The organism is Terrimonas rubra (assembly GCF_042686025.1).
Taxonomy (GTDB): Bacteria; Bacteroidota; Bacteroidia; order Chitinophagales; family Chitinophagaceae; genus Terrimonas; species Terrimonas rubra.
The window spans coordinates 2,294,410-2,317,537 of sequence record NZ_JBHUOZ010000003.1; the positions used below are offsets into that span (position 1 = coordinate 2,294,410).

A 23,128-nucleotide genomic window follows, 5' to 3' on the forward strand; every position below is an offset into this window, starting at 1 on the left:
TATTAAATTATCATTAGCTGCCGGAAGGGGTAAAGTCTGGCATGTTGGCACAGCTGCCCCCGCCCGGAAAAACAATTGCTAAGCCTTTAAAATTGTGCTGGTTATAAAAAAATCCATTCCCACCCAAAACCGCCCGGAACCGGCTGTTCAAAAGCCGTTTGAATTTGTTTGAATTTTCTTTCCACATATTGTGAATTTGTTTATTGCTAACTAATTTTTTTATTGGCGAACTTTGAAAAACTGCAGAGCGGTACTATCCAATCCTGCATAAAATAATCCCTTTTTTTATTATTTATTCCCTTAAATCTGTAAGATATAAATTATAGGTAGTGGGAATGCTGACAAACTTAAGAACGGTATGGGCATTTTTGACAAAAGAATTCAGTATAAACCTTTCGAATATCCGGAGGTATTACAATTTACTGCTGCTATCAACAAATCATTTTGGGTGCATTCCGAAGTAGATTTCACAGCAGATGTACAGGATTTTCACTCTCATCTGACACCTGCCGAACAAAATGCCGTAAAAAACAGTTTGTTATCTATCGCCCAGATAGAGGTGGCGGTAAAATCGTTCTGGGGTAACCTGTACCAGCATTTTCCCAAGCCGGAGATGAATGGTTTAGGTTCCACTTTCGCGGAATGTGAGTTCAGGCATTCTGAAGCCTATTCCCGTTTGCTGGAAGTATTAGGTTATAACAGCCAGTTTGATAAACTGATCCAGGTGCCTGCTATCAAGCAACGTATCGATTACCTGACAGCCGCTTTAGGCAGTGCGAAATCTAATGATAAAAAAGAGTACACTACTTCTTTGATACTGTTCAGTATCCTGATTGAGAATGTGAGCCTGTTCAGCCAGTTTGCCATTATATTATCCTTTACCCGTTTTAAAGGGTTAATGAAAAATGTAAGCAATATTATTGCCTGGACCTCGGTAGATGAACAGATACATGCCAATGCCGGTATTTACCTGGTGAACAAAATCCGGGAAGAATATCCTGAGATCTTTACTGAAGAGACCATCAAAAGCATCACTGATATTGTTGAGCAGTCAATTGAAGCCGAAAGCCAGATATTAGACTGGATATTCAGCGAAGGACACCTGGAAATTATTCATAAGAAAGACCTGATCAATTTTATGAAAAGACGTGCCGATGAAAGTTTAACACAAATTGGCATAAAACCTGTGTTCAATGTAAGTACGCAGGACAGCAGTGCCATGTTATGGTTTGAAGAAGAGGTTTTCTCCAACAGTTTGGATGACTTTTTTGCCAAACGTCCTGTAGAGTATACCAAACATGACAAAAGTATTTCAGCGCATGACTTATTTTAACAGAACAATTGAATCCCCTATTTGTTACCAAATATATACCCCCATTAAATTATGAATACACTTTTTGAAACAGCTGCTACCCCCGCGCCTGAATTGAAACAAGGCGAATTACTTCCACAATATGAACATGAAAAGTTATGGTGGAAGAATGAAGAAAGTGAACAGATTTTAAACAGGGGTTACCTGTTGAAAGGCGAAACTTTAGAAGGAGCCCTGGAGCGTATCTGCGCAGCGGCTGCACAACGTTTATATAAACCCGAGTTAAAAGATGCGTTCAAGGAAATGATTGAACGCGGCTGGATGAGCCTGAGCTCTCCTATCTGGGCCAATATGGGTACAGAAAGAGGCTTACCTATTTCCTGTTTCAATGTACACATACCTGACTATATTGAAGGTATCACGCATAAGCTGGGTGAAGTGATCATGCAGACAAAGATCGGTGGTGGTACATCGGCTTATTTCGGAACACTTCGCGGACGTGGTACTGCTGTAACCGATAATGGTAAAAGTAGCGGTGCCGTAAGCTTTATGCGTTTGTTTGACACGGCCATGGATACCATTTCACAGGGCGGTGTACGCCGTGGCGCTTTTGCCGCTTACCTCGATATTGACCATGGTGATATTGAAGAGTTCTTATCTATTAAAGATATCGGTCACCCGATCCAGAATCTTTTCTACGCCGTATGTGTACCTGACTACTGGATGCAGGATATGATCGACGGTGATATGAAAAAAAGAGAGATCTGGGCTAAAGTACTGGAAAGCCGCCAGCAAAAAGGATTACCCTACATTTTCTTTACTGATAATGTAAACCGCAATAAACCACAGGTATATAAAGACCTGAACCTGCCTATTAACGGCAGTAACCTTTGCTCGGAGATCATGTTACCTTCTTCGGAGAAAGAATCATTCATTTGCTGTCTTTCTTCTATGAACTTAGAGTTATACGATGAGTGGAAAGATACCAATGCCGTTAAAATGGCCGTATACTTCCTGGATGCCGTATTACAGGAGTTCATTGCAAAATCTGAGGGTAACTATTACCTGGCCGAAGCCAATGCGTTTGCCAAACGTCACCGTGCTTTAGGTTTAGGTGTATTAGGATGGCATTCTTACCTGCAAAAAAACATGATACCGTTTGAAGGTTTAAGAGCTAAGCAACTTACCGCCAGTATCTTTAAAGATATCAGCGAAAAAGCCCATAAAGCTTCCAAAGACCTTGCCTGGATCTATGGTGAGCCTGAACTGTTAAAAGGTTATGGTTTACGCAATACCACGCAAATGGCCATTGCACCAACCACTTCTTCATCTGCTATCCTGGGACAAACCTCTCCTGGTATTGAACCATTCAGCAGTAACTACTATAAAGCCGGTCTGTCTAAAGGTAATTTCATGCGTAAAAACAAATACCTGAAAAAACTTTTAGAAGAAAAAGGTATTGACAATGAAGAAACATGGCGCGGCATTATGCTGAACCACGGTAGCGTACAGCATTTAAAAGAATTGACCACTGAAGAGAAAGAAGTGTTCAAAACCTTTAAAGAGATCAGCCAGCTGGAGATCATTCAGCAGGCCTCTATCCGTCAGCAATATGTTGACCAGGCCCAGAGCTTAAACTTAAATATACCTGCCGATCTGCCTATTAAAGAGGTGAACAAATTAATGATCGAAGCATGGCGTTTAGGTATTAAAACATTATACTATCAGCGCAGCCAGAGCGTATCAAAAGAAATGATCACCAACCTGGTAAATTGTAAAAGCTGCGAAGCATAAAAAATCAAAGTCCCTCTCACGAGGGACTTTTTTTATTAAGCCCGTTACCTGTAAAAACTATTCATCTTCAAATTTCCGGGAGGATTTATTTCTTTGTTACCGGCTGCGTTACTAATGGTATCGCAGTATTGTTGCGGGTCACACAGTTCAACAACAGGAAACTGCCCAGCATAATAAAACCGGTGTTCATACTATTAACGATGAACCATTAACTACTTGCTGTATGTTCTTGTCCACCTGATCAGTTCTGTATATACCCTTAACGCATTCACCGGGTTCCCCATTCCAAGATCATGGCCTCCGCCCGCAATGGTTTCCATTTTATAAGTATACCCTTTGCTTTGCAGTTTATCCCTGAGGATAATGGCCTGGCTGTAAGGTACCACCAGGTCGGCATCGCCGTGAACGATGAGTGTAGGTACATTTTTATCATAATAGACCGGACTGGCTTTAGAGAACTTTTCATCCAGGGGTTGTCCCGGTGTATACGTAACGCCAACCATATTATAAATATTGGTTCCCAGGCCGATGAGGGCGGCATAAGCATGAAACTCCAGGATCGTAAAATCTGTCGGACCGGCTAAAGATATGATCCCGCTTACCCGGTTATCCGTATCAAACCCATAACCATATAACAGGGACATATGCGCTCCCGCACTGGCGCCCACCATAATAATTTTTGTATTCCGTATGCTCCAGGCGCCTGCTTTATCTACACAATATTGTAAAGCCTTGTGCACGTCCTCCATTAATTGCTGGTAATGAACAGTGGTACTTACATAACGGTAATTGATGGAAACTGAGGCGATACCGCTATCCGACAATGCCTGCTGCACTCCATTAAAATCGCTCTTATTGCCGGCTGTCCACCCACCCCCATGTATCAACATCACAAAAGGAGTACCGGCATCCCGGTTTGCCGGCAGGTATATATCCATGGCCTGGCGGCTTTCGGTACCATATTTTACATTGTAGATTTTGGCCGCACTGGAAGCAGGGAGGTCACCGGAAGTATTATCACCCGTTTTGGTGCACCCGGTAAATACCAGCAGGCAGATGCCGATAAAAAAGGTAATTCTTTGCATAAGGTAAAATTTAATGTTTGCCGGGCTACAAATACCGCTATTCCCGGGCACTTAAGTCCATAAACGAATAATAATGCCAATTATGATAAAAAGGCCGTTACGGGGCCTTTCTGCAGCTTAAAACGCTGGCGGTAATGAATTATTGAGGTTTTATACGGATATTTTTTAGGAAAAGCCTGTCGTTTTTTTGACAATTAACCCTACATTTGCATCCCCAATTAACATGTTCGGGACGTAGCGCAGCCCGGTAGCGCACTTGCATGGGGTGCAAGGGGTCGCTAGTTCGAATCTAGTCGTCCCGACTAAACTGGACAAGGCAGCAGAAATGCTGCCTTGTTTATTTATATCTTCCTCTAAAACCCTTGCCAGTAGCAGCATTACCTCAAACCACTAGCATAATGTGGACGTGGTAATCGAAGTACCGGAAGAAGGGAAAGCGGTACAAATGGGAAGGTTTAATCAAGGTGGAGAAATAGATATTTTTGAAAAGAAATGAACATTTCGATGGAGAGGTAGTAAACTTATTATTATATTAGTATATATATATATACTTCTTTTAAGTATTATTTTTTAACCTTAATCCTAAACGTTCATGATCTCCATTTTACTAGTTGGGGCAAGTAATGCTGGAAAATCTTCAACCATTCAGAATGTCTGTAAGAAATTGAACCCTCAAAAGGTTTTTCAACTATGGCCCGATCCTAAAAACCACACTAATAGTAAGATTGAGCCTTCTAGTACAGATGCAATTTTTAATAACACCTTTATAATAGAAGTTGCCGGGAAATTAATTCTAGTATGTGCAGGTGCTCCTACTGAGCAAAATATAAGGATAACAATTTTGATTGAGATTTGCATTACGTTAAAAATTGATATTTTCTTTGCACTTGTCGCCATGCGTTCATTTGAAAAAAGAGAAGGTTTTGATACGCCCGCAGAACTTCGGTTAAAAAGCAATATTATTTTGGAGGAAAGGATTCATAGAATTCAAGGCGATAATTTCATGGAAACACCTGAATGGAATACTAGAATCAACGGGATCGTTAAGTTGATAGAAGAGAGTTTATAATTTATGCGAATAACTATTATTTATGAAACACAGTCATAAAAGCAATATTGATGAGCTAGTAGCATTAGGAATAATTGATGAACATGATACGTATGACTATACAAACAATGATCCGTATGAGGTCGTAGATAACTATTTTCAATTTTGTCAAACTAATTTGAATGATGCAGGTAATGAATATGGTATTCTACCAGCCAGGATATACATACGCCGAAGAATGGATGTTAACGCTGCTGCAACAAAAAGTAAAGAATATTATGTAATGCGTGTCAATTTCGGAACCATTCTTACTATGTTTCGTTTGTATACAGACCACCACGAAATATTTAAAAAGAAAGATCTCAGTGATTTCAACAAACTTAATACACAGCTAAATGACACGATTGACTATTTATTATTTCAAATAAGCACGCAGTTTACTTTTTATCATGAGAAAGCCCATTTAATTCAGCTAAGCCCTGTTCGGGATACATGGCTCGAGGAAATCTATGAGAATGACAATCCGGAAGATGAGCCGTTTTCTTTGAAGCGCCATATTTACGAATTTGATGCAGATCTTCATGCTTCGACATTTATTGCATTTCATCTGTTGGAGTATTGGAAGAAACAGGATGAAAAACTAAGAGATGAAGAAACTCTAAGCTTGATTGCGTCTATTGGTTTGGCTTCAGTCATATCATATTTTATTTTCTTAATGAAAGATTACAAAAAAATTTACTATAAAGCCTCTACGCATCCACATCCAATTATTCGGATATCCTATATTGTAGACTGCCTGGTGAAGACGTTAGAAGGAAATATTAAGCAAAAGATTACCATTGATTCTAAAAAGATAGTAAAGGACGCTTTCAGGCTGACTGACATATTGTTCTCATTTATTGGGAAAAAATGGGTTATGGATTTTTCAAAATTATTCTTTGAAGAATCTAAGAACATAGAAGATTACGTCAATTCAGTTTTAATCGAAGGGTCAAAATCATTGCCAGAATTGACCATTAATAGGGCTTAAATCTAAGTGTTAGATGGCATCCAAGCAGTATTTATACAAAATAGTTAATTGATTGGGTTAGTATTATGTGAATTAAACACCTACACTAAACTGAAGAAAAGGGCTTGTATATAGAAAATTAATACACTATAATGCAACAATTCAAATTTGATATTGCAATTTCCCTCTGTAAAGAAGATGTTGACTTTGCAGATAAACTTGTAAAAGCAATTAATCCTAACCTGAAAGTCTTCTTTTATGCACATAAACAGGATGAACTAATATCGAAGTCAGGACCAGAGGCATTTGCAAGAGTATTCAAGGATGAAAGCAGAGTTGTTATCATCCTGACAAGAAAAGAGTGGGGCGAGACATTCTACACTGATATTGAACGCAGCGCAATTGTGGATAGAATAAAAACAGGCTTTCATTTTCTCATGGTCATTCCAATGAAGCAGGGACAGGAGGAAATACCAGCCTGGTATCCAGAGACCCATATTTATGCCAGCCCTTTCAGATCTACCATAGAGGAGCTTGCAAAGTTTATTGAGTTCAAAGTAGCCGATGAGGGCGGAATAGTAAAACCGCTTACGCTCGAGGATCAGTATCAAAACCTGTTGGATAGAATAGCAAATAAAAAAACTATTATCAATTTGCAGCATGAGCCAGTCGCTATTGAAAGGGTAATAGCAGAAACGGCAAATTTTAAATATTATTTTAACGAAAGAATTAAGCTTCTGGAAAAAAATATAATCGAGAGATATGAATATTATCCCTTTAATTACGCTATCCACAAAGCGCATATTGGCTTAGGAGAATATTTACTTGGATGTGAATTGAGTTTGCCTGGTATGATATACGATGGCATAGTAACTACCCAGGATGTTGCTGTTACATTCGATTTATCCAAGGTATATGAGAATGGTGTTACAAAACAAACGATTGAGGAAGAACAAAGATTGTTTTATTATACTCCGGAATTTCAGGGATGGGCTTTGCCTCATTTATACGAGCAAGCAACCAATAAGGAACTTCAAGTTTTATTCAGGGATAGACGTAATTTACAATATTACGACTTGGTAAGCCCATTGAGGACAGAAGAGTTAATAGATAGTTGGTTTATAAAACTTTTGTCTCATTCCTCACAGTCAATCGGAAGATATATTTAATAAATAGATGACATTTTTGATCTAAACAAATAGCCTTATAAAAGTAAATAATGAATCATGGCTTCAACTTGCAATTGCTGTTTCAACAATTAAGTTAAGTATTAAGAACTAAATCTGGGCTTTATTCATCAAGGCCATTATTGGGAATGCCAATACAGTCATATTTCTGAGTTACTTAGCCTCAACTTTTGTTTGCCTTTTTGTAAGGTTCCAACCAGATAAATAGTCAAAAAGAATTTGTGATATTTCAAGCATGCAATTTGTTGCTTCCAATTTTTCTTCTACTGTCAGCCATCTATCTTGTTTACTTATTGAAAACGCTATTGTCCTTTCCTTAAAATCTTTAAGTCTTGAAGAATTATAAATATGAGTATTACTTAAATGCACATAACCTGAAGTTTTCTCATAAACCTCAGTCATCCACGAGTGTTCCTTTGAAAGTTTGTCAACCAAATATTTATCAGTCATTTTGTTTCCGTCTTTGTCTTTCAGGTTTCTAATGTGTGAGCCTTCAAAAACTTTCATTGTAAATCCATGACAATCATCCGAAATATAAGCTGCATAAAATCTCAAAACATTGTCAAGGTGCATTCTAACGAGTGGGGCAGCACAAGTAAAATTATTCGCTCTAATTTGAGAAGTAAAACCATAAATTAAGGAAAGCCCTCTATCCATAACAGCAGTAGCAAGCAGGTCTAATGGATACAGATAAACTTTGCCAGGCTCAAACATTTGCTTTCCTAAGTCAAAGAATTTTCTTTCAAATTTTTCTAGTTCAATTAGTTGGGTTTCTAATGTTGTATCTGGCATATTATTTTGAGTTTACCAAACAATTTTCATATTTGCATGGTCAATGTTTTGAGCCTGTTTGAACGCAGCTTGTTGAAAGGTTGGTATTGGGCCGTTATCAATTCTTTTAAATGTGTCCCTTGCAGCTAAAATTAATTTCATGTTTTTTTTAAAAGGATAAGTTGCTTTAATGGCAAGATTGATTCCTTTTCCGTCATAAGGTACGCTTGGATATAGAATTACATCTACTGTGTATTTGTTTTGATTAAAAGCCATATTACAATACGCAGAAGTAATCATATAAGTCTGTGGGTCTTTTTTTGCTGACTTTCTAAATTTGTCAAATAGAAATTTATACAATAAAATCATAGCTGCTTTCATATCCCCGTTTTGCTGATTTATAAAATGTTCTAATTTAATGCCATGCATTTTATCATATGGTGAAAGTCTGTCCTGTTCATGAGGACTTGTTACGATTAATACCTTTAAGGAACTTTCAATTGTCCATTTACCAATTGTAGCATGTAAAAATTCTTCCTTTTTTTCTTCCACCCAATATTTAAATAAGATGTTAGTCTGAAGTCAGAGCAATAAAAAACTGGTTGATGTGGGACGTTGCATCTTGCAAATGATTTAACGACTGCTCCAGGTGGTAAACTTATATCAGAAAAATCTTCAAAGAAATTGTCTGTGTCATGCGTCCTTGTATGAAAAACTGTTTTAGGTAAATCGGGAAAGTCAAGTATAAGAAATGGAAGTTGCCCTATATGCTTGTAACCTTCAACAGCTTTATCATAAGCTGCAGGGTCAGCAGGATCTACTGACTGTAATATGTGAATTGCTTCTTGTACTTTTTTGGTCGTCATAACAAGGCTGCTAACTTTTGTATTTACGAAAATTTCACTAAAAACTTTCGTAAATACAGCTATATAGAACCCATTTGCGAAAGTTGCTTTAATTCAACTTAATTTAGTCAGTTAATCGATGGATTGATTGAAGAACTCGCCAATGCTGTTTTAGAGGTATGTGGCATTTCGCTTATTACTTGGCTTCTATATCCCACATTCATTAACTTCAGGAGCGACTAACTCGGCGAGTTTCGCAGCCAATTCTGCCATTGGCTCTTCTGCTGTACTCAGTCCACTTCTTGAGCCAAGCAATGGACTTATGTCACGCAGTTCTTCATATGTTGTGTCATGTAGGATAGGAACAAGTAAATCACGAGCTAAAAGTGCAGAAAGTTCTTTTTCAGCAATACCTGCTCCTGCAAGTCGTTTCAGAAAGGCCGGCGTCACAAGCACAATACCAACTCGAGACTTTGCGAGCCCTTTGTCGATTTCTCGGAGTAAGGGAGAGCCAAGAAGAACGTCTTTCTCACTAAACCAAACAGAAACACCTTTTGCCTCAAGTAAGTCGTGTAATTCTTTAGCAGCACCCTTTCGATCGTCCCAAGCATGGCAAAGAAAAACGTCTCGAAGGTCTGGAATAGATATTCTCTTTTCAATGTTTTCCCGTACTGGTGTCAAGGTTCGCACCTCTGATGGAGTATAGAATACAGAAGAGCTACCTCTCGACCAACGGGGTTTTACACTTCTGCTACTACCCCCACTACTACTTTTACTACTCGAATTACTCCCAGTTGAGGAGTATGGAGAAGAATATGGTTGGTAGGATGAATATGAATTGTAGCTACTATAGCCATTATATCGACTACCACATACAGGGCAAGCTGCTGCGCCACTTGCTGTACGATGTCCGTATCTTGGTGCTGTACATCTTGCCATATTGCTGTTTATTTTTTTACAAACAAATCTAAGTAATTTAGTAATTAAATACTAAAAATATTATTATTTGTTTTAAGCATTTTTTCCACTTTAGTGTGTTTTAGAATAAAGTAAATCTTGACTGTGCGATAATTCAGACGTGTAATTGTTTTAATTTTTATACACTTTGGAGTATCCTGGCCCGTAACCATTACCGCTAACTCTTGTATTTACAAAATCCCAAAAAACCTTCATAAATACAACCATGTAGAACCGATTTGCGAAAATCGCTTTAATTAAATGATATTTAGTCATTTAATCGATGAACTGATTGATTTACTCTTTTTGGTTGAGGCTCGTGGTCATTGAGTTTTCGAGACTTTTATAATGCTTCAAACTGGCTGAAAAAGCTTGAAATTTCCTTTAGATCCTAAATAAAACGGTTCGACAATTGTCTAGTCGTCCCGACCAAACAAAATAAGGCAGCAGCAATGCTGCCTTATTTATATCCTCTTACACGTCTCATACCCGGTACCACCACGCCACCCATTTGCTGCCAGGAGTGTTCAACATGGCCCTTTTCCGTAAAAAGTATACAATAATCAGAGATTTGTTTACAAGTCCCGAGGTACTCCCTTCCCACCTTTGCAGTAACAAATTAAATGATCAAAAAATGGGAAAAGTAATCTTAATCACCGGCGCAAGTTCAGGCATGGGTAAAGAAACCGCTATGAGACTCATCCGGGAAGGCCATACTGTTTATACAGCAGCACGTCGTATCGATCAAATGGAAGATATCAAGGCAATCGGCGGGCATCCGATCAAGATGGATGTCACCATCGAAGCTGACATCGACAACGTAGTCAACACTATCGTTAAAGAACAAGGCAGGGTTGATGTGCTTTGGAACAATGCGGGCTATGGGTTGTACGGTGCTGTAGAAGATGTACCGCTGGATGAAGCAAGAAAACAGTTTGAAGTAAATGTTTTTGGCATTGCCGCTATGACTCAGAAAGTAGTACCCCACATGCGTAAAGTAAAGTCCGGCACCATTATTAACACGTCTTCTATGGGTGGAAAAATGTACTTTCCCATGGGAGCCTGGTATCATGCCAGTAAACATGCTCTGGAGGGGTTAAGCGACTGTTTGCGTTTAGAGCTAAAACAATTTAATATCAATGTGGTGGTTATAGAGCCGGGGTTTATCGCTACTGAATTCGGAACTGTATTATTAGAAGGTTTTGCTAAAATCAGGAAAGACAGTGCCTATAAAGACTTAATGAATAAAATTGAGGAGGGCACCAAAAAATCAGCTAAAGGTAATGGCTCCTCCAAACCCGAAGTCATTGCTGATACCATTAGTAAAATAGTTAACAGCAAAAAGCCAAAAACACGCTACAGGGTTGGAAAATTTGCTAAACCTATGGTTTGGATGAGAACCTATTTGGGTGATAAGCTCTTTGATAAAATAGTAATGAGCCAGATGTAATGAATGTACCATGCAAGCTTCAACACTATTTTATGTGATAAAGCTGATCATAAACACGGTCCAGTGACGGTTAACCAATAATATTTAAGTAATTTGTATAAACATGTTGCCGCCAGCACCATGTAAAAACAGGCCTGTTCAAACAACCCGTTAACACGCTATTTTTAGTACAAAAGATTAAACTAAATGACGCCAGTTATAAACATCAATAACATATCCGACATCAGCAGGTTTGTAGAACAGGGCGGAATTAAACATCCATTGGTGGCCGTTATAGACTTTGGGAAAGTAGATGAGTATATTCCGGCCGGCACCAGGATTTCCTGCAATTTCTACTCTATCATGTTCAAAAATTATTGTGCCAATAATATGAAATACGGCAGGCAGCAATATGATTTCCAGGAAGGAAGTTTGATATGTATTGCACCAAAACAGGTTGTTGAGCTGGATACTGAAATACAAAAAAGAGACGACATGATGGGTTGGGGATTATTTTTTCATCCGGATTTGATAAGAGGCACAACGCTTGGGGCAAGAATGAAAGAATATACGTTTTTCTCATACGAAACATCCGAAGCACTGCATTTATCGGATAAGGAAAAGAAAGTATTATATGACTGTATTGTAAAGATACAAAGCGAATTAAATGAGAACATTGACAACTACAGTCAAAACCTGATTGTATCTAATATAGAATTGCTCCTAAATTATTGTTCCCGTTATTATGGAAGACAATTTATTACCAGAAAACATTCAAACAGTAATATTGTAACACAAGTAGAAAGCATATTACAAGAATACTTTAATTCAGATATATTAAAAGAAAAAGGGCTTCCCACAGTGGCTTACGTGGCGGGTAAAGTAAATTTATCACCCAATTACCTGAGTGATTTATTAAAAAAAGAAACCGGCATGAACACCAAGGACCAGATACATCATTTTCTGATTGAAGAAGCAAAAAATATTTTATTAGGAAGTAACAAAAGTATCAGTGAAATAGCTTACGCATTAGGATTTGAATACCCACAATATTTCAGTAAGTTATTTAAACAAAAAACAGGTAACACGCCGCAGCAGTTCAGGTCTTTACATTAATAAATGCAATACTTGTAAGTTTCCCGCCTGGTCATCTGTAATAGCCTGGTATTGTAAACTTATTTATACCTGATTAGTACTTGGGAAGATGTGCTACCAGCTCCACCTCTAATTTAGCATCAGACATATACAATCTTTCTACCTGTATCCAGGTGGCGGCCGGAAAGTCTTTTTTGTAAAATGCTTTTCGGGAATCGTTATACTTCTTCATGGCCTCTATATCGGTGGTATAGAGGTTCTCTTTCACCACGTTCTGAAATCCTGCCCCAAAGCTCTTTAATGATCTTTCCAGGGCAAGATACACCTGTGTAATACCTTCTGGTGTAACCGCTGTACTTACAGCCCCGGAGATATACAGTATATTATCCACTTTTATTACCTGCACATAACCGGCAGTAGTATCCTGTTTCACCGGGTTACCCCAATGCCATTTTTCTTTAACGATCTCATTCTTCTGTGCCAATACAGCTGTATTTATGGACAGCAGTAAAATCAAAACCATGTATTTCATGAGTAATTTATTTTAAATATTGCTAAATAAAGTTTACTGAACAAGGTCTTACCTCCACCAGTTGCCCCGTCCCTATCCATCTAATAGTTTTAAAGTTAAAAAGAATTACAGCCCTTCTCTAAAAATCCCCTTTTTATCTGATTGATCCACGTCTTCTTTTCTGCCGCATTTGCACCAAAATATTCAATCATAAAGAGAACCCATAATGACCCATATACTCAATACCCTGCCTAAGCAGGTCAACTGATGTGCATGATTATTTATTCAATACACAGGCTACTGCAGAAGGTAATGCCATGCCGGATGAAAACTTTAACCGGAACATTTTTCCTTAATCAACACGAATATATTATAAACACAACATCAATACTAACCATTCATGTATCATTAATAAAAAAGCTCCTGGTATACAGGAGCTTTTTTATTAGAAGTTGGCGAATGTTTACCCGGTGGGTAATACACGTTTCGCTACCCTGCCAATGGTAAGCCCCTGTACTACGATGGAGAATATTACTACGATATAAGTGATAGCGAGAATAAAATTTTTGTATGGCCCTTGTTCCACCGATAAGGCCAGCGCAATGGATACACCACCACGTAATCCACCCCACACGAGCAGCTTGATCGTACCTCCATTGAATTTTGTTTTAAAAGGTATCAGTTTTGTGGGTATCCATATAGAAATAAAACGGGCCAGTAATACCACTATAATGCCCACTAAACCAACCAGCCAGTAATCAGTCAGGTCGGCGATCAGCAATAATTCAAAACCTATGAACAGGAACAAAATTGCATTCAATATTTCATCCACCAGTTCCCAGAATTTTTCCAGGTAATCTTTCGTGGTTTCGGACATGGCCGTTTTTTTACCGTAGTTACCAATTACCAGACCGGCAGCCACCATGGTCAGCGGACCGGAGATATGAATGGCCCTGGCCAGTAAATAACCGCCCATTACAGCCGCTAAGGTCAGCAGTACCGATACTTTATAATCATCCACCTTCTGCATGGCTTTTGACACCAGCCAGCCGATGAGTATACCGCCCAATAAGCCACCCACTGCTTCTTTTACCAGTAACCAGGAAATACCGGAGGCAGAAACCTCGGCTTCGGTATTCTGGGCGATCTGCAGCAATACCGCAAATACCACTACCGCTACCCCATCATTGAATAATGATTCACCGGCCACCTTGGTTTCCAGGCTCCTGGGTACATTGGCCGTTTTTAAAATGCCCAGTACTGCTATCGGGTCAGTAGGCGATATCAAAGCACCAAAGAGTAAACAATAAATAAGCGGAATTTCTTTATAAATAAGCGGGAATACAAAATAAAGGATACCACCGACAATAGCGGTAGATAATAATACACTCAAGGTAGAAAACACCACCACCGGCATACGTTGTTCCTTCAGGTCAGACATATGAATATGTATAGCACCCGCAAAAAGTAAAAAATTAAGCATTCCCCCCATTAATATTTCCGTAAAGTCGATGCCTTCTAACAACTTGGAAAAGGCATAAAACATTTTGGGGAACATATTACCGGTAATTACCAGCATCACCGAAGCCGCCATGGCAATTAACATGACCCCGATAGTAGAAGGTAATTTTAAGAACCGGACATTGACATAAGAAAAAATAGCAGCTAATACAATTAAGGCAGAAAAGGAATAATACAGTTCCATCTACAGCATTCAGGTTTTAATTAAGAAAAAATAGACCACAATGGCCTGATGCATATATATGGCTACAAATGTATGTGCAGCCTGCAAAGCGGCGAAGATAAGGAAAATAAAGGGTTCAGGAGCTTTACACCGGCCGACAGTCGGTATCACCAATGAACACTTTTAACAATACACGCATATTATTGGTGTACTGAATAGTATAACAGCTATATTTTACATAGCAGCATCTTTAAATGAAATGTGCACACATAAAAAAAGCATACCCGGGGTATGCTTTTTATCCGTATAAGGATGAGTACTATTTTTTGAGGTCTTTTAACAAGGCCTGCACGGCAGTTTGTAACTGCTGGTCAACACCTTTGATCACTTTATCATAATCGTTCATGATCCTGATATCGGGATCGGTTTGCATATTCTCCAAAAACTTCCCTTCCGTGTTTTTTACACCAACCGGTGGCGCACCCCAGCGAATACCGGTATCCATTAATCCTTCCCAGCCGGCAAAAGTGCAGGTACCTGGTACAGGCATACCTACCAGCTTATTGATATTCTGCCGGGAGGCCATGTAGGCATAACAATGGCCATCGCTGTAATTGGCTTCGTTCACAATAGAGATGCTGGGTTTAGTCCAGCGGAAATTAGGTTCATATCCCCTGTTATGTTTATCGGTGCCGTAATCCATAAATTTCTTACCACTTAAGAACATGTCCAGGTCACCTACCAGGTCACCACCTCCGTTAAAACGGGTATCTACCACTAATCCTTCCTTATCAAAGTATTTACCCATTACTTCTTCATAAGTAGTACGGTAAGCACCATCGTTCATACCGGGAATATGTACGTACCCCAGTTTACCATTACTCAGCTTTTCCACATCCTCCTGGTTATTACGTACCCAGCGCCTGTATAATAAGTCGCTTTCTTCTTCAGGTGAAACAGGTTTAATAATAACATCCTCTTTTTTATTACCGTTCACAATGGTAATTAAAGTGTTTTTACCGGCTTTGCGGTTTAAATATTGTGGCAGGTCTTTACCTGCAGTGATGGCCTCACCATCAATCGCTTCAATAATGTATCCCGGTTTGATCGTGATCGCGGCTTTATCCAAAGGGCCGCCTTTTATCAGTTCGGTAATTTTGATGCCGTTGCCCGTATACGCATAATCATAAAAAACACCCAAAGAAGCGGTCTCATCTCCATTGGCATTATAAGCGTTATACGTTGATCCGCTATGTGATACATTCAATTCGCCTAATAATTCACTTAACATTTCAGAGAACTCATAGTTATTACCTATATAGGGCAGGTACCGTTCATAATCCGGTTTATAACTATCCCAGTCTACTCCATGGAAACTGGCCGTATAGAATGTTCTTTTGGTTTTGCGCCATACATGGTCAAATAAAAAGTTTCGTTCAGCACGGGTATCAACCACCATATCACCATTAATACTTACCCTTTCCTGTTTACCGCTGCCGGGTTCAATTTTTATAATACTGCCGCCGCTGTTCAGGAAAATATTTTTCTGCTCTTTATCCCACATCATACTGCCACCATTACCGGCCAGCGGGATCATCATTTTTGTTTCTTTTGTACGTAAGTTCGTACTCCATAAATTAAATCCTTTTTCAAACCTTGCCAGGTAATACAAGGTTTCACCGTCCTTACTCACCAGTGCATCACCCAGGGCCGAAGAGTGAATGGTCAATCTTGCTTTACGTATAACAATATCATCCAGGTCAATATTGATATTATCTTTTTTTACTTCTTTCTTTTTCGTGCTGTCACCTTTGGGTTTGGCATCTTCCTTTTCTTTCAGCAATGCAGCATCTGCCTTGTTTAAATTAAACTTCTCCCAGGCTTCTTTATTAAAGAACATGGCGTACACGTCGCTCTGTGAGCCGCCACTCATGGCAGCGCCTCTTAAACCATCACGGTTACTGAACCAGATCATGCCATCGCCATTCAATATCCATTTGGCCCGGCTGTCATTATACCCGCTTTGGGTAAGGTTCACTGCCTTTGATTTACCATCGGCAGCAATAAGACCAATTTCACCGGCGGCGTTACCGGGAACATCATAGTTAAACAGGATCCATTTACTGTCAGGGCTCCATTGGAAATATTTATTGCCTTCCCCTGATGCAAACAATTGTTCCGCGCCTAATAAACTGCGGGTTTGTTTGCTGGAAATATTATAGATTTTTAAAATATTACGGTTCTCAATATAAGCGATCTCTTTCCCATCGGGAGAGTACAGGGGCTGGGTGTTCTCATGCTGGTTATCAATAATGGCCGTTTCTTTCAGTAAAGTGGAAGCATAAAAATATGGTTCTTCATCCCGTACTTTACGGGTTTCAAAAATGCGCCACCTGCCATCACGTTCCGAAGCATAGATAATAGCTTTATTATCCGGCGAAAAACCAACGGATGTTTCTATAGCGGCCGAGTTGGTGATCTGTTTGGTCACCCCACCCTCCACACTATTCACAAACACTTCCCCGCGGTAAACAAAAGCCAGCTCTTTCCCGTTACCTGCCACACTCATACCGCTGCCGCTGGTCACACGCACCAGCTCCTCATTGTTTTTACGGCCATCAGTTGTAATTGTAATACTCACTTTTTTCGAAGTCCCGTTTTGCCAGGTATATAGCTCACCGTTCCAGCTGTAACATAACAGCCCGGCATTACTGCTGCTTAAAAAGCGTACCGGGTGTTTCTTATAACTTGTAAGCTGCTCCATTTTCCCGCCATCCATACTTTGTTTATGGATATTGAATGTGCCGCTCTGCTCGCTCAAATAATAAAATGTTTTATCATCTCCTGCAAACACGGGGTTACGGTCTTCACCGTTAAAGCTGGTGATACGGGTATGTTTACCGCTTTTAATATCATAACTCCATATATCACGGGTAATGGCCGATGTATGGTGTTTACGCCATGGATTCTCACCACCCTTTTTATCGTGGTATAAAATAAAACTACCGTTGCTGCTGAATTTAATATTTTCAGCCGGTGTTGGCAGGAACATGGTTACACGGCCACCATTCACGGATACACTGTATAATTCGGGTTGCGATCCGGTGGGATAAGTCCGGTTACCGGCAATGTCCAGCCTGGTGCCGCCAAAAATAATATGCTTGTTATCCTGTGTAAATTCATAGGGATACTCCTGGGCCGAATGATAGGTCACTCTTTTGGCTTCGCCACCCGTGGCCGGAATCACAAACACATCAAAATTGCCGTAGCGGTCGCTGGCAAAAGCGATACTCTTACTGTCGTGACTCCATACGGGCATAAAATCATGCGCTTCATGCAGGGTCAGCGGTATGGCGTTCCCCCCGCTGCTGCTAACCGTATACAGGTCGCCTTTATAAGTAAATACAATGGTTTTTCCATCGGGAGAGATGGCAGGATAACGTAACCAGGCCGGGTTGGACTGCGCCATAACGTTAATGGTGGCAATTATTGCCGCAAAAAACAATAATACTCTCGATTTCATATGAAGGACGCTTGAATTGTAAATAAAGCTGACAAGATAAGTTTTTTACACCTATGTTGTTTACCATTTATAGAAATCTCAGATTCAATATCTAATATCTTAGATCTGAGATATTTGATCGGACATATTGGACTCATATTTTTTAAAAAGGCGAACAACCATTAACTTTGCGCCTTAATGAAAATACTCATTAAAAAGGCGACAATTGTTGACCCCTCCTCGCCCCTCAACGGCCGGATTACCGATTTATTTATTGAGAACAACAGTATTACTGCCATTGGCGACGATCTTGCCCTGGAAGCCGACCAGGTAATTGAACAGGATGGCCTGCATGTATCGGCCGGCTGGATGGATATTTTTGCCGGCTTTGGTGACCCCGGTTACGAGTTTAAGGAAACCCTGGAGACAGGCGCAGCAGCCGCTGCAGCCGGTGGTTATACCGATGTAATGGTGATACCCAATACCAACCCGGCCCTGCATAATAAGGCCAATATTGAATACATTGTACAAAAAAGTAAACAACTGCCGGTGAACGTGCATCCCATTGGCGCTGTTACCCGCCAGGCCGAAGGCAAGGAACTGGCCGAAATGTACGATATGCATGCCAGCGGTGCCATTGCTTTTGGCGACGGCACCAGGTCCATACAATCATCCGGCCTATTGTTAAAGGCCTTACAATATGTAAAAGCATTTGATGGCACGGTGATCCAGGTTCCGGATGATAAAAATATCCAGCCGCATGGCCTGGTACACGAAGGCATTATTTCTACCCAACTTGGCCTGCCCGGCAAACCTGCCATTGCAGAGGAGCTGATGGTAGCCCGTGATATTGAACTGGCCAAATACACCGACTCCAAATTACATTTTACCGGTGTGGCATCGGCCCGGTCGCTGGCGCTGATAGCTGCCGCCAAAAAAGAAGGACTGGCCGTTACCTGCTCGGTAACCCCCTACCATGCTTATTTTAACGACAACGATATTGTTAGTTACGATACTAATTTAAAAGTGAACCCGCCCATACGTACCAGGGAAGACCAGCAGGCCATACAGGACGCTATTGCCAACGGATTGGTGGATTGTATAGCCACCCATCACCTGCCACACGAGTACGACAGTAAGGTACTGGAGTTTGAATATGCCAAATACGGTATGATAGGACTGGAAACCGCTTATGCCGTATTGAATACCGTATTACCTGGGGTAACGCAGGAAACATGGGTAAATTTGTTAAGCAAACAACCCCGCCGTTTATTTAACCGGGCTGGTTCGGATATACATATAACGGAAGGAGCAACAGCTTCCCTCACCCTGTTCAACCCTGCAACCAAATGGACGGTAACGGAGAAGGACATCCGCTCTAAATCTAAAAACTCGCCCTTTATCGGTAAAGAACTGACCGGCAAAGTAGTGGGCATTGTTAATAAAGGACAGGTAGTGCTGAATTAATGAGCTGATCAGCCAATATGCTGATGTGCTAATGAACCAGTTGATATTTGAATAAAGCTGAACTAAACAAATGAATATAAAAATTACGCCCTTAATAAAAGGTGGTATTACTGGTGTGCTGATGATCATTGCTACATTGATCATTTACCAACAAAAAGTACCGGCCAATTCTCCCCTGCCTTACATTATTTATTTTTTGTACGCAGCAGGTATCGCCTGGACCCTGATGACATTTGCCGCATCGGAACAATACACCGGCAGGTTTGGTGATACTTTTTCGCAGGGATTCCGCTGTTTTATTATTGTTACCCTGGTAATGGTTATTTTCACAGGAGTATTTAACCAGTTACACCCTGAATTTGCGGAGCAAAGCGCCGCTGCCTATAAGGAAGCGCTGATCAAGGAAAAGAATAAAACGCCTGCCGAAATTGACACCATGGTAGCCAGTGCTAAAAAAGGGTATTTAACGGCGGTGGTTTCATCCTCAATTTTCGGATATTTGATAACCGGCGCCATATTTACCACCATTGGTACCGGCTTATTAACTTTACTGAAGAAGAAATAATTTATGGATATATCGCTTGTAATACCATTGTTGAACGAAGATGAATCCTTACCGGAACTAACCTCCTGGATAGAGAAGGTAATGGCCGAACACAGCTACAGCTATGAAGTAATATTTGTAGACGATGGTAGTACCGATAATTCCTGGAAAGTCATCCAGCAGTTAAGGGCTAAAAACCCCCATATCAAGGGCATTAAATTTCAACGGAATTATGGCAAGTCCGCCGGCCTGAATGTAGGCTTTGCTGCTGCCCAGGGCGATGTGGTGATCACCATGGATGCCGACCTGCAGGATAGTCCCGATGAAATACCGGAACTGCGCCGTTTAATTGTAGAGGACGGCTACCACCTGGTAAGCGGCTGGAAGAGGAAACGGTATGATAATAGACTGACCAAGAACCTGCCCAGTAAATTATTCAATGCGGCCGCCCGCAGAATGAGCAAGATCAACCTGCATGATTTTAACTGCGGGCTTAAATCATACGATAAAAAAGTAGTAAAAAGTATTGAAGTATATGGTGAGATGCACCGTTATATACCCGTTTTATCCAAATGGGCCGGCTTTAATAAGATAGGTGAAAAAGTGGTGGAACACCGTGCCCGTAAATACGGTGTGAGCAAGTTTGGCTGGGAACGTTTTGTTAACGGCTTCCTGGACCTGCTGAGTATATTCTTCATGGGCAAGTTTGGCAAAAGACCTATGCATTTCTTTGGCCTATGGGGCACCATCTTTTTTTTAATAGGCTTTGCTTTTTCACTATACCTGATCATCAGTAAACTGATCAATTTTGAATACGGCATCACCAACCGGCCCGGCTTTTTTATAGCCCTTACAGCCATTATTATCGGTGTACAGCTATTCCTGGCGGGTTTTTTAGGCGAACTGATATCCCGTAATTCCACCGGCCGTAACAATTACCTGATCGAAGAAAAAGAAGGATTATAAATTACAACTTCTCTATAAAAGAAAAGAGTGCTCACAGGGCACTCTTTTTCATTTTCAAGGAAAGATAATGGTTAAGGTTGTGTTTACACAGGCAAGCCAAATATGATCAGGCCCCGGGTAAAATATTTTCCCCTTCGCCTACCGGTTCTGTGTAATCGGTACTTAACACGGCATTCGCTATGTTGATGCCATCACTGACATATGCCCATAGCCAGACAGGGCCTTCATTCCGCAACATATCAATGAGCAGGGGCATATCACTGCGACGGAAATAAAGCACAGGGCAGCCGTTCTCAAACCGGTGTGGTGTTAGAGTGTGCTTATTGTCTGGTTCAAAATATAAACGTCCGACCAGGTTACCATTACCGGCTTCTCCATATAAGAAGATGGTGGAATAACCCGGGAAAACAGGGTTGATGCCATAATAATAACCTGTTACTTTTTTATTGTAATGCATAATCCTGTTTTGTTATCAGTATTGTTAATGCCTGTATGGTTACAGGATCAAATGTATTATCCATTTCATTGAACCACAATGAGTAATCGATGAACGACCATTACAATCGATGAACTGCCGGCCCGGGTATTTTATAAGCCTGGCGGGTAAAACAGCAGGCTTCGGATAGTCAGTTCTCTTTTCATATATTTGAACCAAAGTATCGTATTATGCCGGCTGATATAAAATGTCCCAACTGTGGTCACGAGTTTGAACCGAATGAAGCTATCCGGGACCAGGTAGAGAAAGAATTACGTTCCAAGGTAAGTGAATGGCAGAAAAAGAAAACCGAGGAGTTTGAAAAACAACTGAGCAAAAAAGAAGCGGAACATGCCCAGCAATTACAAAGCGAAAAGAACAAACTGCAGCAGCAGTTAGAGGAATCGCTGCGCAGATCCATCACGGCCGATTTTCAAAACCAGATCCAGTTATTACAGCAGAACAATAAAGAGAACGAAGAAAAAATAAAACAGGCCCGCCAGAAAGAGCTGGAGTTTTTACAAAAGGAACAGGCTTTAAAAAATAAAGAAGCCGAGATAGAGATCACCGTTCAGAAAACCCTCCAGGAACAAAGGGAAAAATTATCCGAAGAGATCAGGAAAATTGAAGAACAGAAAGTAGCGGCCAAAGAAACAGAATTCCAGTTAAGACAAAGAGAGCTGGAAAAACAACTGGAAGACCAGAAGAAATTGGTGGAAGAGATGAAACGCAAGGCCGATCAGGGATCTATGCAGTTACAGGGCGAGGTACAGGAGCTGGCGCTGGAAGAGTTGTTACGTAACAGTTTCCCTTTTGATGTGATCAGTGAAGTAGGCAAAGGCGTTCGCGGAGCCGATTGCATACAAACCGTACGCAACCAGTTTGGCCAGGAATGCGGCAAGATTATTTTTGAAAGTAAACGGACCAAAGATTTTGCCAACGACTGGATAGAAAAATTAAAGGCCGATATGCGCAGCCAGGGCGCTGATATAGCAGTGATCGTTACCCAGGCCTTACCCAAGGACCTGGAACGTTTTGGTGAAAAGGACGGGGTATGGATATGCAGTTTTGCCGAGGTAAAAGCCATTACCCATATGTTGCGTGACAGTATTATTAAAATATTCAATGCAGTAAAAAAACAGGAGAACAGCGGCGATAAAATGCACCTGTTGTATGACTACCTCACCAGCCGTGAATTTGCCGAACAATGGAAGGCCGTAAGGGAGGGTTTTATGAGCATGAAACTATCCATACAAAAAGAAAGGGATGCCATGGAAAAACTGTGGAAGGCCCGCGAAAAACAACTGGAAAAAGTATTGCTGAATGCAGCCCATATCCGTGGCTCCATTGAAGGTATTTCGGGCAGCGATGTTGACCTGAACCTGCTGGAAGACAGTGATGATGATGATTGATCTGATGTATATAAAATAAAAAGGCGCAGTGCGCC

20 protein-coding genes and 1 tRNA gene are annotated in these 23,128 nt (G+C 40.5%); 12 read left to right on the forward strand and 9 right to left on the reverse strand.

From position 1 onward, the window contains the following. Window positions 1-358: 358 nt before the first annotated feature. Together ACFS6H_RS18795 and ACFS6H_RS18800 are read left to right on the forward strand one after the other, a co-directional pair. Window positions 359-1,333 (forward strand): ribonucleotide-diphosphate reductase subunit beta, encoded by a 975-nt coding sequence (locus tag ACFS6H_RS18795; protein ID WP_386102744.1) that lies wholly within the window; start codon window positions 359-361, stop codon window positions 1,331-1,333. 51 nt (window positions 1,334-1,384) lie between these two features. Then, window positions 1,385-3,106, forward strand: a complete 1,722-nt coding sequence (locus ACFS6H_RS18800; RefSeq protein WP_386102747.1) for a ribonucleoside-diphosphate reductase subunit alpha — start codon at window positions 1,385-1,387, stop codon at window positions 3,104-3,106. A 212-nt stretch (window positions 3,107-3,318) separates the two neighbouring features. On the opposite strand, the gene ACFS6H_RS18805 is transcribed toward ACFS6H_RS18800, so the two are convergent. Next, entirely contained in the window at window positions 3,319-4,191 is an 873-nt protein-coding gene (locus tag ACFS6H_RS18805) for an alpha/beta hydrolase fold domain-containing protein (RefSeq protein WP_386102750.1), read from the reverse strand. 228 nt (window positions 4,192-4,419) lie between these two features. Here ACFS6H_RS18805 and ACFS6H_RS18810 point away from each other — a divergent pair. From ACFS6H_RS18810 to ACFS6H_RS18825, 4 genes are all read left to right on the forward strand, one after another. Beyond that, window positions 4,420-4,493, forward strand: a tRNA-Pro gene (locus ACFS6H_RS18810). 290 nt (window positions 4,494-4,783) lie between these two features. Beyond that, window positions 4,784-5,260, forward strand: a complete 477-nt coding sequence (locus ACFS6H_RS18815) for a hypothetical protein (protein ID WP_386102753.1) — start codon at window positions 4,784-4,786, stop codon at window positions 5,258-5,260. Window positions 5,261-5,282: 22 nt separating this feature from the next. Then, window positions 5,283-6,269, forward strand: a complete 987-nt coding sequence (locus ACFS6H_RS18820) for a hypothetical protein (protein WP_386102756.1) — start codon at window positions 5,283-5,285, stop codon at window positions 6,267-6,269. A 131-nt stretch (window positions 6,270-6,400) separates the two neighbouring features. Then, a complete protein-coding gene (locus ACFS6H_RS18825) occupies window positions 6,401-7,417 on the forward strand; it encodes a hypothetical protein (protein ID WP_386102759.1) in 1,017 nt (338 codons plus the stop codon). 171 nt (window positions 7,418-7,588) lie between these two features. Here the strand turns inward: ACFS6H_RS18825 and ACFS6H_RS18830 are convergent, their stop codons facing one another. From ACFS6H_RS18830 to ACFS6H_RS18845, 4 genes are all read right to left on the reverse strand, one after another. After that, window positions 7,589-8,227, reverse strand: a complete 639-nt coding sequence (locus ACFS6H_RS18830) for a hypothetical protein (RefSeq protein ID WP_386102762.1) — start codon at window positions 8,225-8,227, stop codon at window positions 7,589-7,591. Window positions 8,228-8,239: 12 nt separating this feature from the next. Next, complete coding sequence (locus ACFS6H_RS18835; protein WP_386102765.1) at window positions 8,240-8,758, reverse strand: hypothetical protein; 519 nt, start codon at window positions 8,756-8,758, stop codon at window positions 8,240-8,242. After that, a complete protein-coding gene (locus ACFS6H_RS18840; protein ID WP_386102767.1) occupies window positions 8,692-9,072 on the reverse strand; it encodes a hypothetical protein in 381 nt (126 codons plus the stop codon). The genes ACFS6H_RS18835 and ACFS6H_RS18840 overlap by 67 nt, the downstream gene beginning before the upstream one ends. A gap of 186 nt (window positions 9,073-9,258) precedes the next feature. Beyond that, entirely contained in the window at window positions 9,259-9,741 is a 483-nt protein-coding gene (locus ACFS6H_RS18845) for a toll/interleukin-1 receptor domain-containing protein (protein WP_386102770.1), read from the reverse strand. A 901-nt stretch (window positions 9,742-10,642) separates the two neighbouring features. On the opposite strand from ACFS6H_RS18845, the gene ACFS6H_RS18850 reads away from it, so the two are divergent. Together ACFS6H_RS18850 and ACFS6H_RS18855 are read left to right on the forward strand one after the other, a co-directional pair. After that, entirely contained in the window at window positions 10,643-11,458 is an 816-nt protein-coding gene (locus tag ACFS6H_RS18850; RefSeq protein ID WP_386102773.1) for an oxidoreductase, read from the forward strand. Window positions 11,459-11,827: 369 nt separating this feature from the next. Next, window positions 11,828-12,553, forward strand: coding sequence for a helix-turn-helix domain-containing protein (locus ACFS6H_RS18855; protein ID WP_386102776.1), 726 nt, complete (start codon window positions 11,828-11,830; stop codon window positions 12,551-12,553). Between the two features lie 73 nt (window positions 12,554-12,626). Here ACFS6H_RS18855 and ACFS6H_RS18860 read toward each other — a convergent pair whose 3' ends face one another. From ACFS6H_RS18860 to ACFS6H_RS18870, 3 genes are all read right to left on the reverse strand, one after another. Next, on the reverse strand, window positions 12,627-13,064 hold the full coding sequence (locus ACFS6H_RS18860) for a RidA family protein (protein WP_386102779.1): 438 nt from the start codon (window positions 13,062-13,064) through the stop codon (window positions 12,627-12,629). 442 nt (window positions 13,065-13,506) lie between these two features. After that, on the reverse strand, window positions 13,507-14,748 hold the full coding sequence (locus ACFS6H_RS18865; RefSeq protein WP_386102781.1) for a cation:proton antiporter: 1,242 nt from the start codon (window positions 14,746-14,748) through the stop codon (window positions 13,507-13,509). Window positions 14,749-15,046: 298 nt separating this feature from the next. Continuing rightward, entirely contained in the window at window positions 15,047-18,250 is a 3,204-nt protein-coding gene (locus ACFS6H_RS18870; protein WP_386102784.1) for a S41 family peptidase, read from the reverse strand. Window positions 18,251-18,427: 177 nt separating this feature from the next. Here ACFS6H_RS18870 and ACFS6H_RS18875 point away from each other — a divergent pair, with 177 nt between their 5' ends. The 3 genes from ACFS6H_RS18875 to ACFS6H_RS18885 all read left to right on the forward strand — a co-directional run bounded on the left by ACFS6H_RS18875 (window position 18,428) and on the right by ACFS6H_RS18885 (window position 21,206). After that, window positions 18,428-19,696 (forward strand): dihydroorotase, encoded by a 1,269-nt coding sequence (locus tag ACFS6H_RS18875; protein ID WP_386102787.1) that lies wholly within the window; start codon window positions 18,428-18,430, stop codon window positions 19,694-19,696. A 70-nt stretch (window positions 19,697-19,766) separates the two neighbouring features. Beyond that, entirely contained in the window at window positions 19,767-20,261 is a 495-nt protein-coding gene (locus ACFS6H_RS18880) for a DUF4199 family protein (protein ID WP_386102790.1), read from the forward strand. 3 nt (window positions 20,262-20,264) lie between these two features. Continuing rightward, window positions 20,265-21,206: a glycosyltransferase family 2 protein gene (locus ACFS6H_RS18885; RefSeq protein ID WP_386102792.1), complete on the forward strand. Its 942-nt coding sequence runs from the start codon at window positions 20,265-20,267 to the stop codon at window positions 21,204-21,206. 106 nt (window positions 21,207-21,312) lie between these two features. Here ACFS6H_RS18885 and ACFS6H_RS18890 read toward each other — a convergent pair whose 3' ends face one another. Further along, a complete protein-coding gene (locus tag ACFS6H_RS18890; RefSeq protein ID WP_386102795.1) occupies window positions 21,313-21,663 on the reverse strand; it encodes a hypothetical protein in 351 nt (116 codons plus the stop codon). Window positions 21,664-21,872: 209 nt separating this feature from the next. Here ACFS6H_RS18890 and ACFS6H_RS18895 point away from each other — a divergent pair, with 209 nt between their 5' ends. After that, window positions 21,873-23,093, forward strand: a complete 1,221-nt coding sequence (locus ACFS6H_RS18895; RefSeq protein ID WP_386102798.1) for a DUF2130 domain-containing protein — start codon at window positions 21,873-21,875, stop codon at window positions 23,091-23,093. The last annotated feature ends 35 nt before the right edge of the window (window positions 23,094-23,128 follow it).

Bases quoted from the DNA above. Each gene is read 5' to 3' on its own strand.
- ACFS6H_RS18795 (WP_386102744.1), top strand. From the start codon at position 359: ATGGGCATTTTTGACAAAAGAATTCAGTATAAACCTTTCGAATATCCG.
- ACFS6H_RS18800 (WP_386102747.1), top strand. From the start codon at position 1,385: ATGAATACACTTTTTGAAACAGCTGCTACCCCCGCGCCTGAATTGAAA.
- ACFS6H_RS18805 (WP_386102750.1), bottom strand. From the start codon at position 4,191: ATGCAAAGAATTACCTTTTTTATCGGCATCTGCCTGCTGGTATTTACC.
- ACFS6H_RS18815 (WP_386102753.1), top strand. From the start codon at position 4,784: ATGATCTCCATTTTACTAGTTGGGGCAAGTAATGCTGGAAAATCTTCA.
- ACFS6H_RS18820 (WP_386102756.1), top strand. From the start codon at position 5,283: ATGAAACACAGTCATAAAAGCAATATTGATGAGCTAGTAGCATTAGGA.
- ACFS6H_RS18825 (WP_386102759.1), top strand. From the start codon at position 6,401: ATGCAACAATTCAAATTTGATATTGCAATTTCCCTCTGTAAAGAAGAT.
- ACFS6H_RS18830 (WP_386102762.1), bottom strand. From the start codon at position 8,227: ATGCCAGATACAACATTAGAAACCCAACTAATTGAACTAGAAAAATTT.
- ACFS6H_RS18840 (WP_386102767.1), bottom strand. From the start codon at position 9,072: ATGACGACCAAAAAAGTACAAGAAGCAATTCACATATTACAGTCAGTA.
- ACFS6H_RS18850 (WP_386102773.1), top strand. From the start codon at position 10,643: ATGGGAAAAGTAATCTTAATCACCGGCGCAAGTTCAGGCATGGGTAAA.
- ACFS6H_RS18855 (WP_386102776.1), top strand. From the start codon at position 11,828: ATGAAATACGGCAGGCAGCAATATGATTTCCAGGAAGGAAGTTTGATA.
- ACFS6H_RS18860 (WP_386102779.1), bottom strand. From the start codon at position 13,064: ATGAAATACATGGTTTTGATTTTACTGCTGTCCATAAATACAGCTGTA.
- ACFS6H_RS18865 (WP_386102781.1), bottom strand. From the start codon at position 14,748: ATGGAACTGTATTATTCCTTTTCTGCCTTAATTGTATTAGCTGCTATT.
- ACFS6H_RS18870 (WP_386102784.1), bottom strand. From the start codon at position 18,250: ATGAAATCGAGAGTATTATTGTTTTTTGCGGCAATAATTGCCACCATT.
- ACFS6H_RS18875 (WP_386102787.1), top strand. From the start codon at position 18,428: ATGAAAATACTCATTAAAAAGGCGACAATTGTTGACCCCTCCTCGCCC.
- ACFS6H_RS18880 (WP_386102790.1), top strand. From the start codon at position 19,767: ATGAATATAAAAATTACGCCCTTAATAAAAGGTGGTATTACTGGTGTG.
- ACFS6H_RS18885 (WP_386102792.1), top strand. From the start codon at position 20,265: ATGGATATATCGCTTGTAATACCATTGTTGAACGAAGATGAATCCTTA.
- ACFS6H_RS18890 (WP_386102795.1), bottom strand. From the start codon at position 21,663: ATGCATTACAATAAAAAAGTAACAGGTTATTATTATGGCATCAACCCT.
- ACFS6H_RS18895 (WP_386102798.1), top strand. From the start codon at position 21,873: ATGCCGGCTGATATAAAATGTCCCAACTGTGGTCACGAGTTTGAACCG.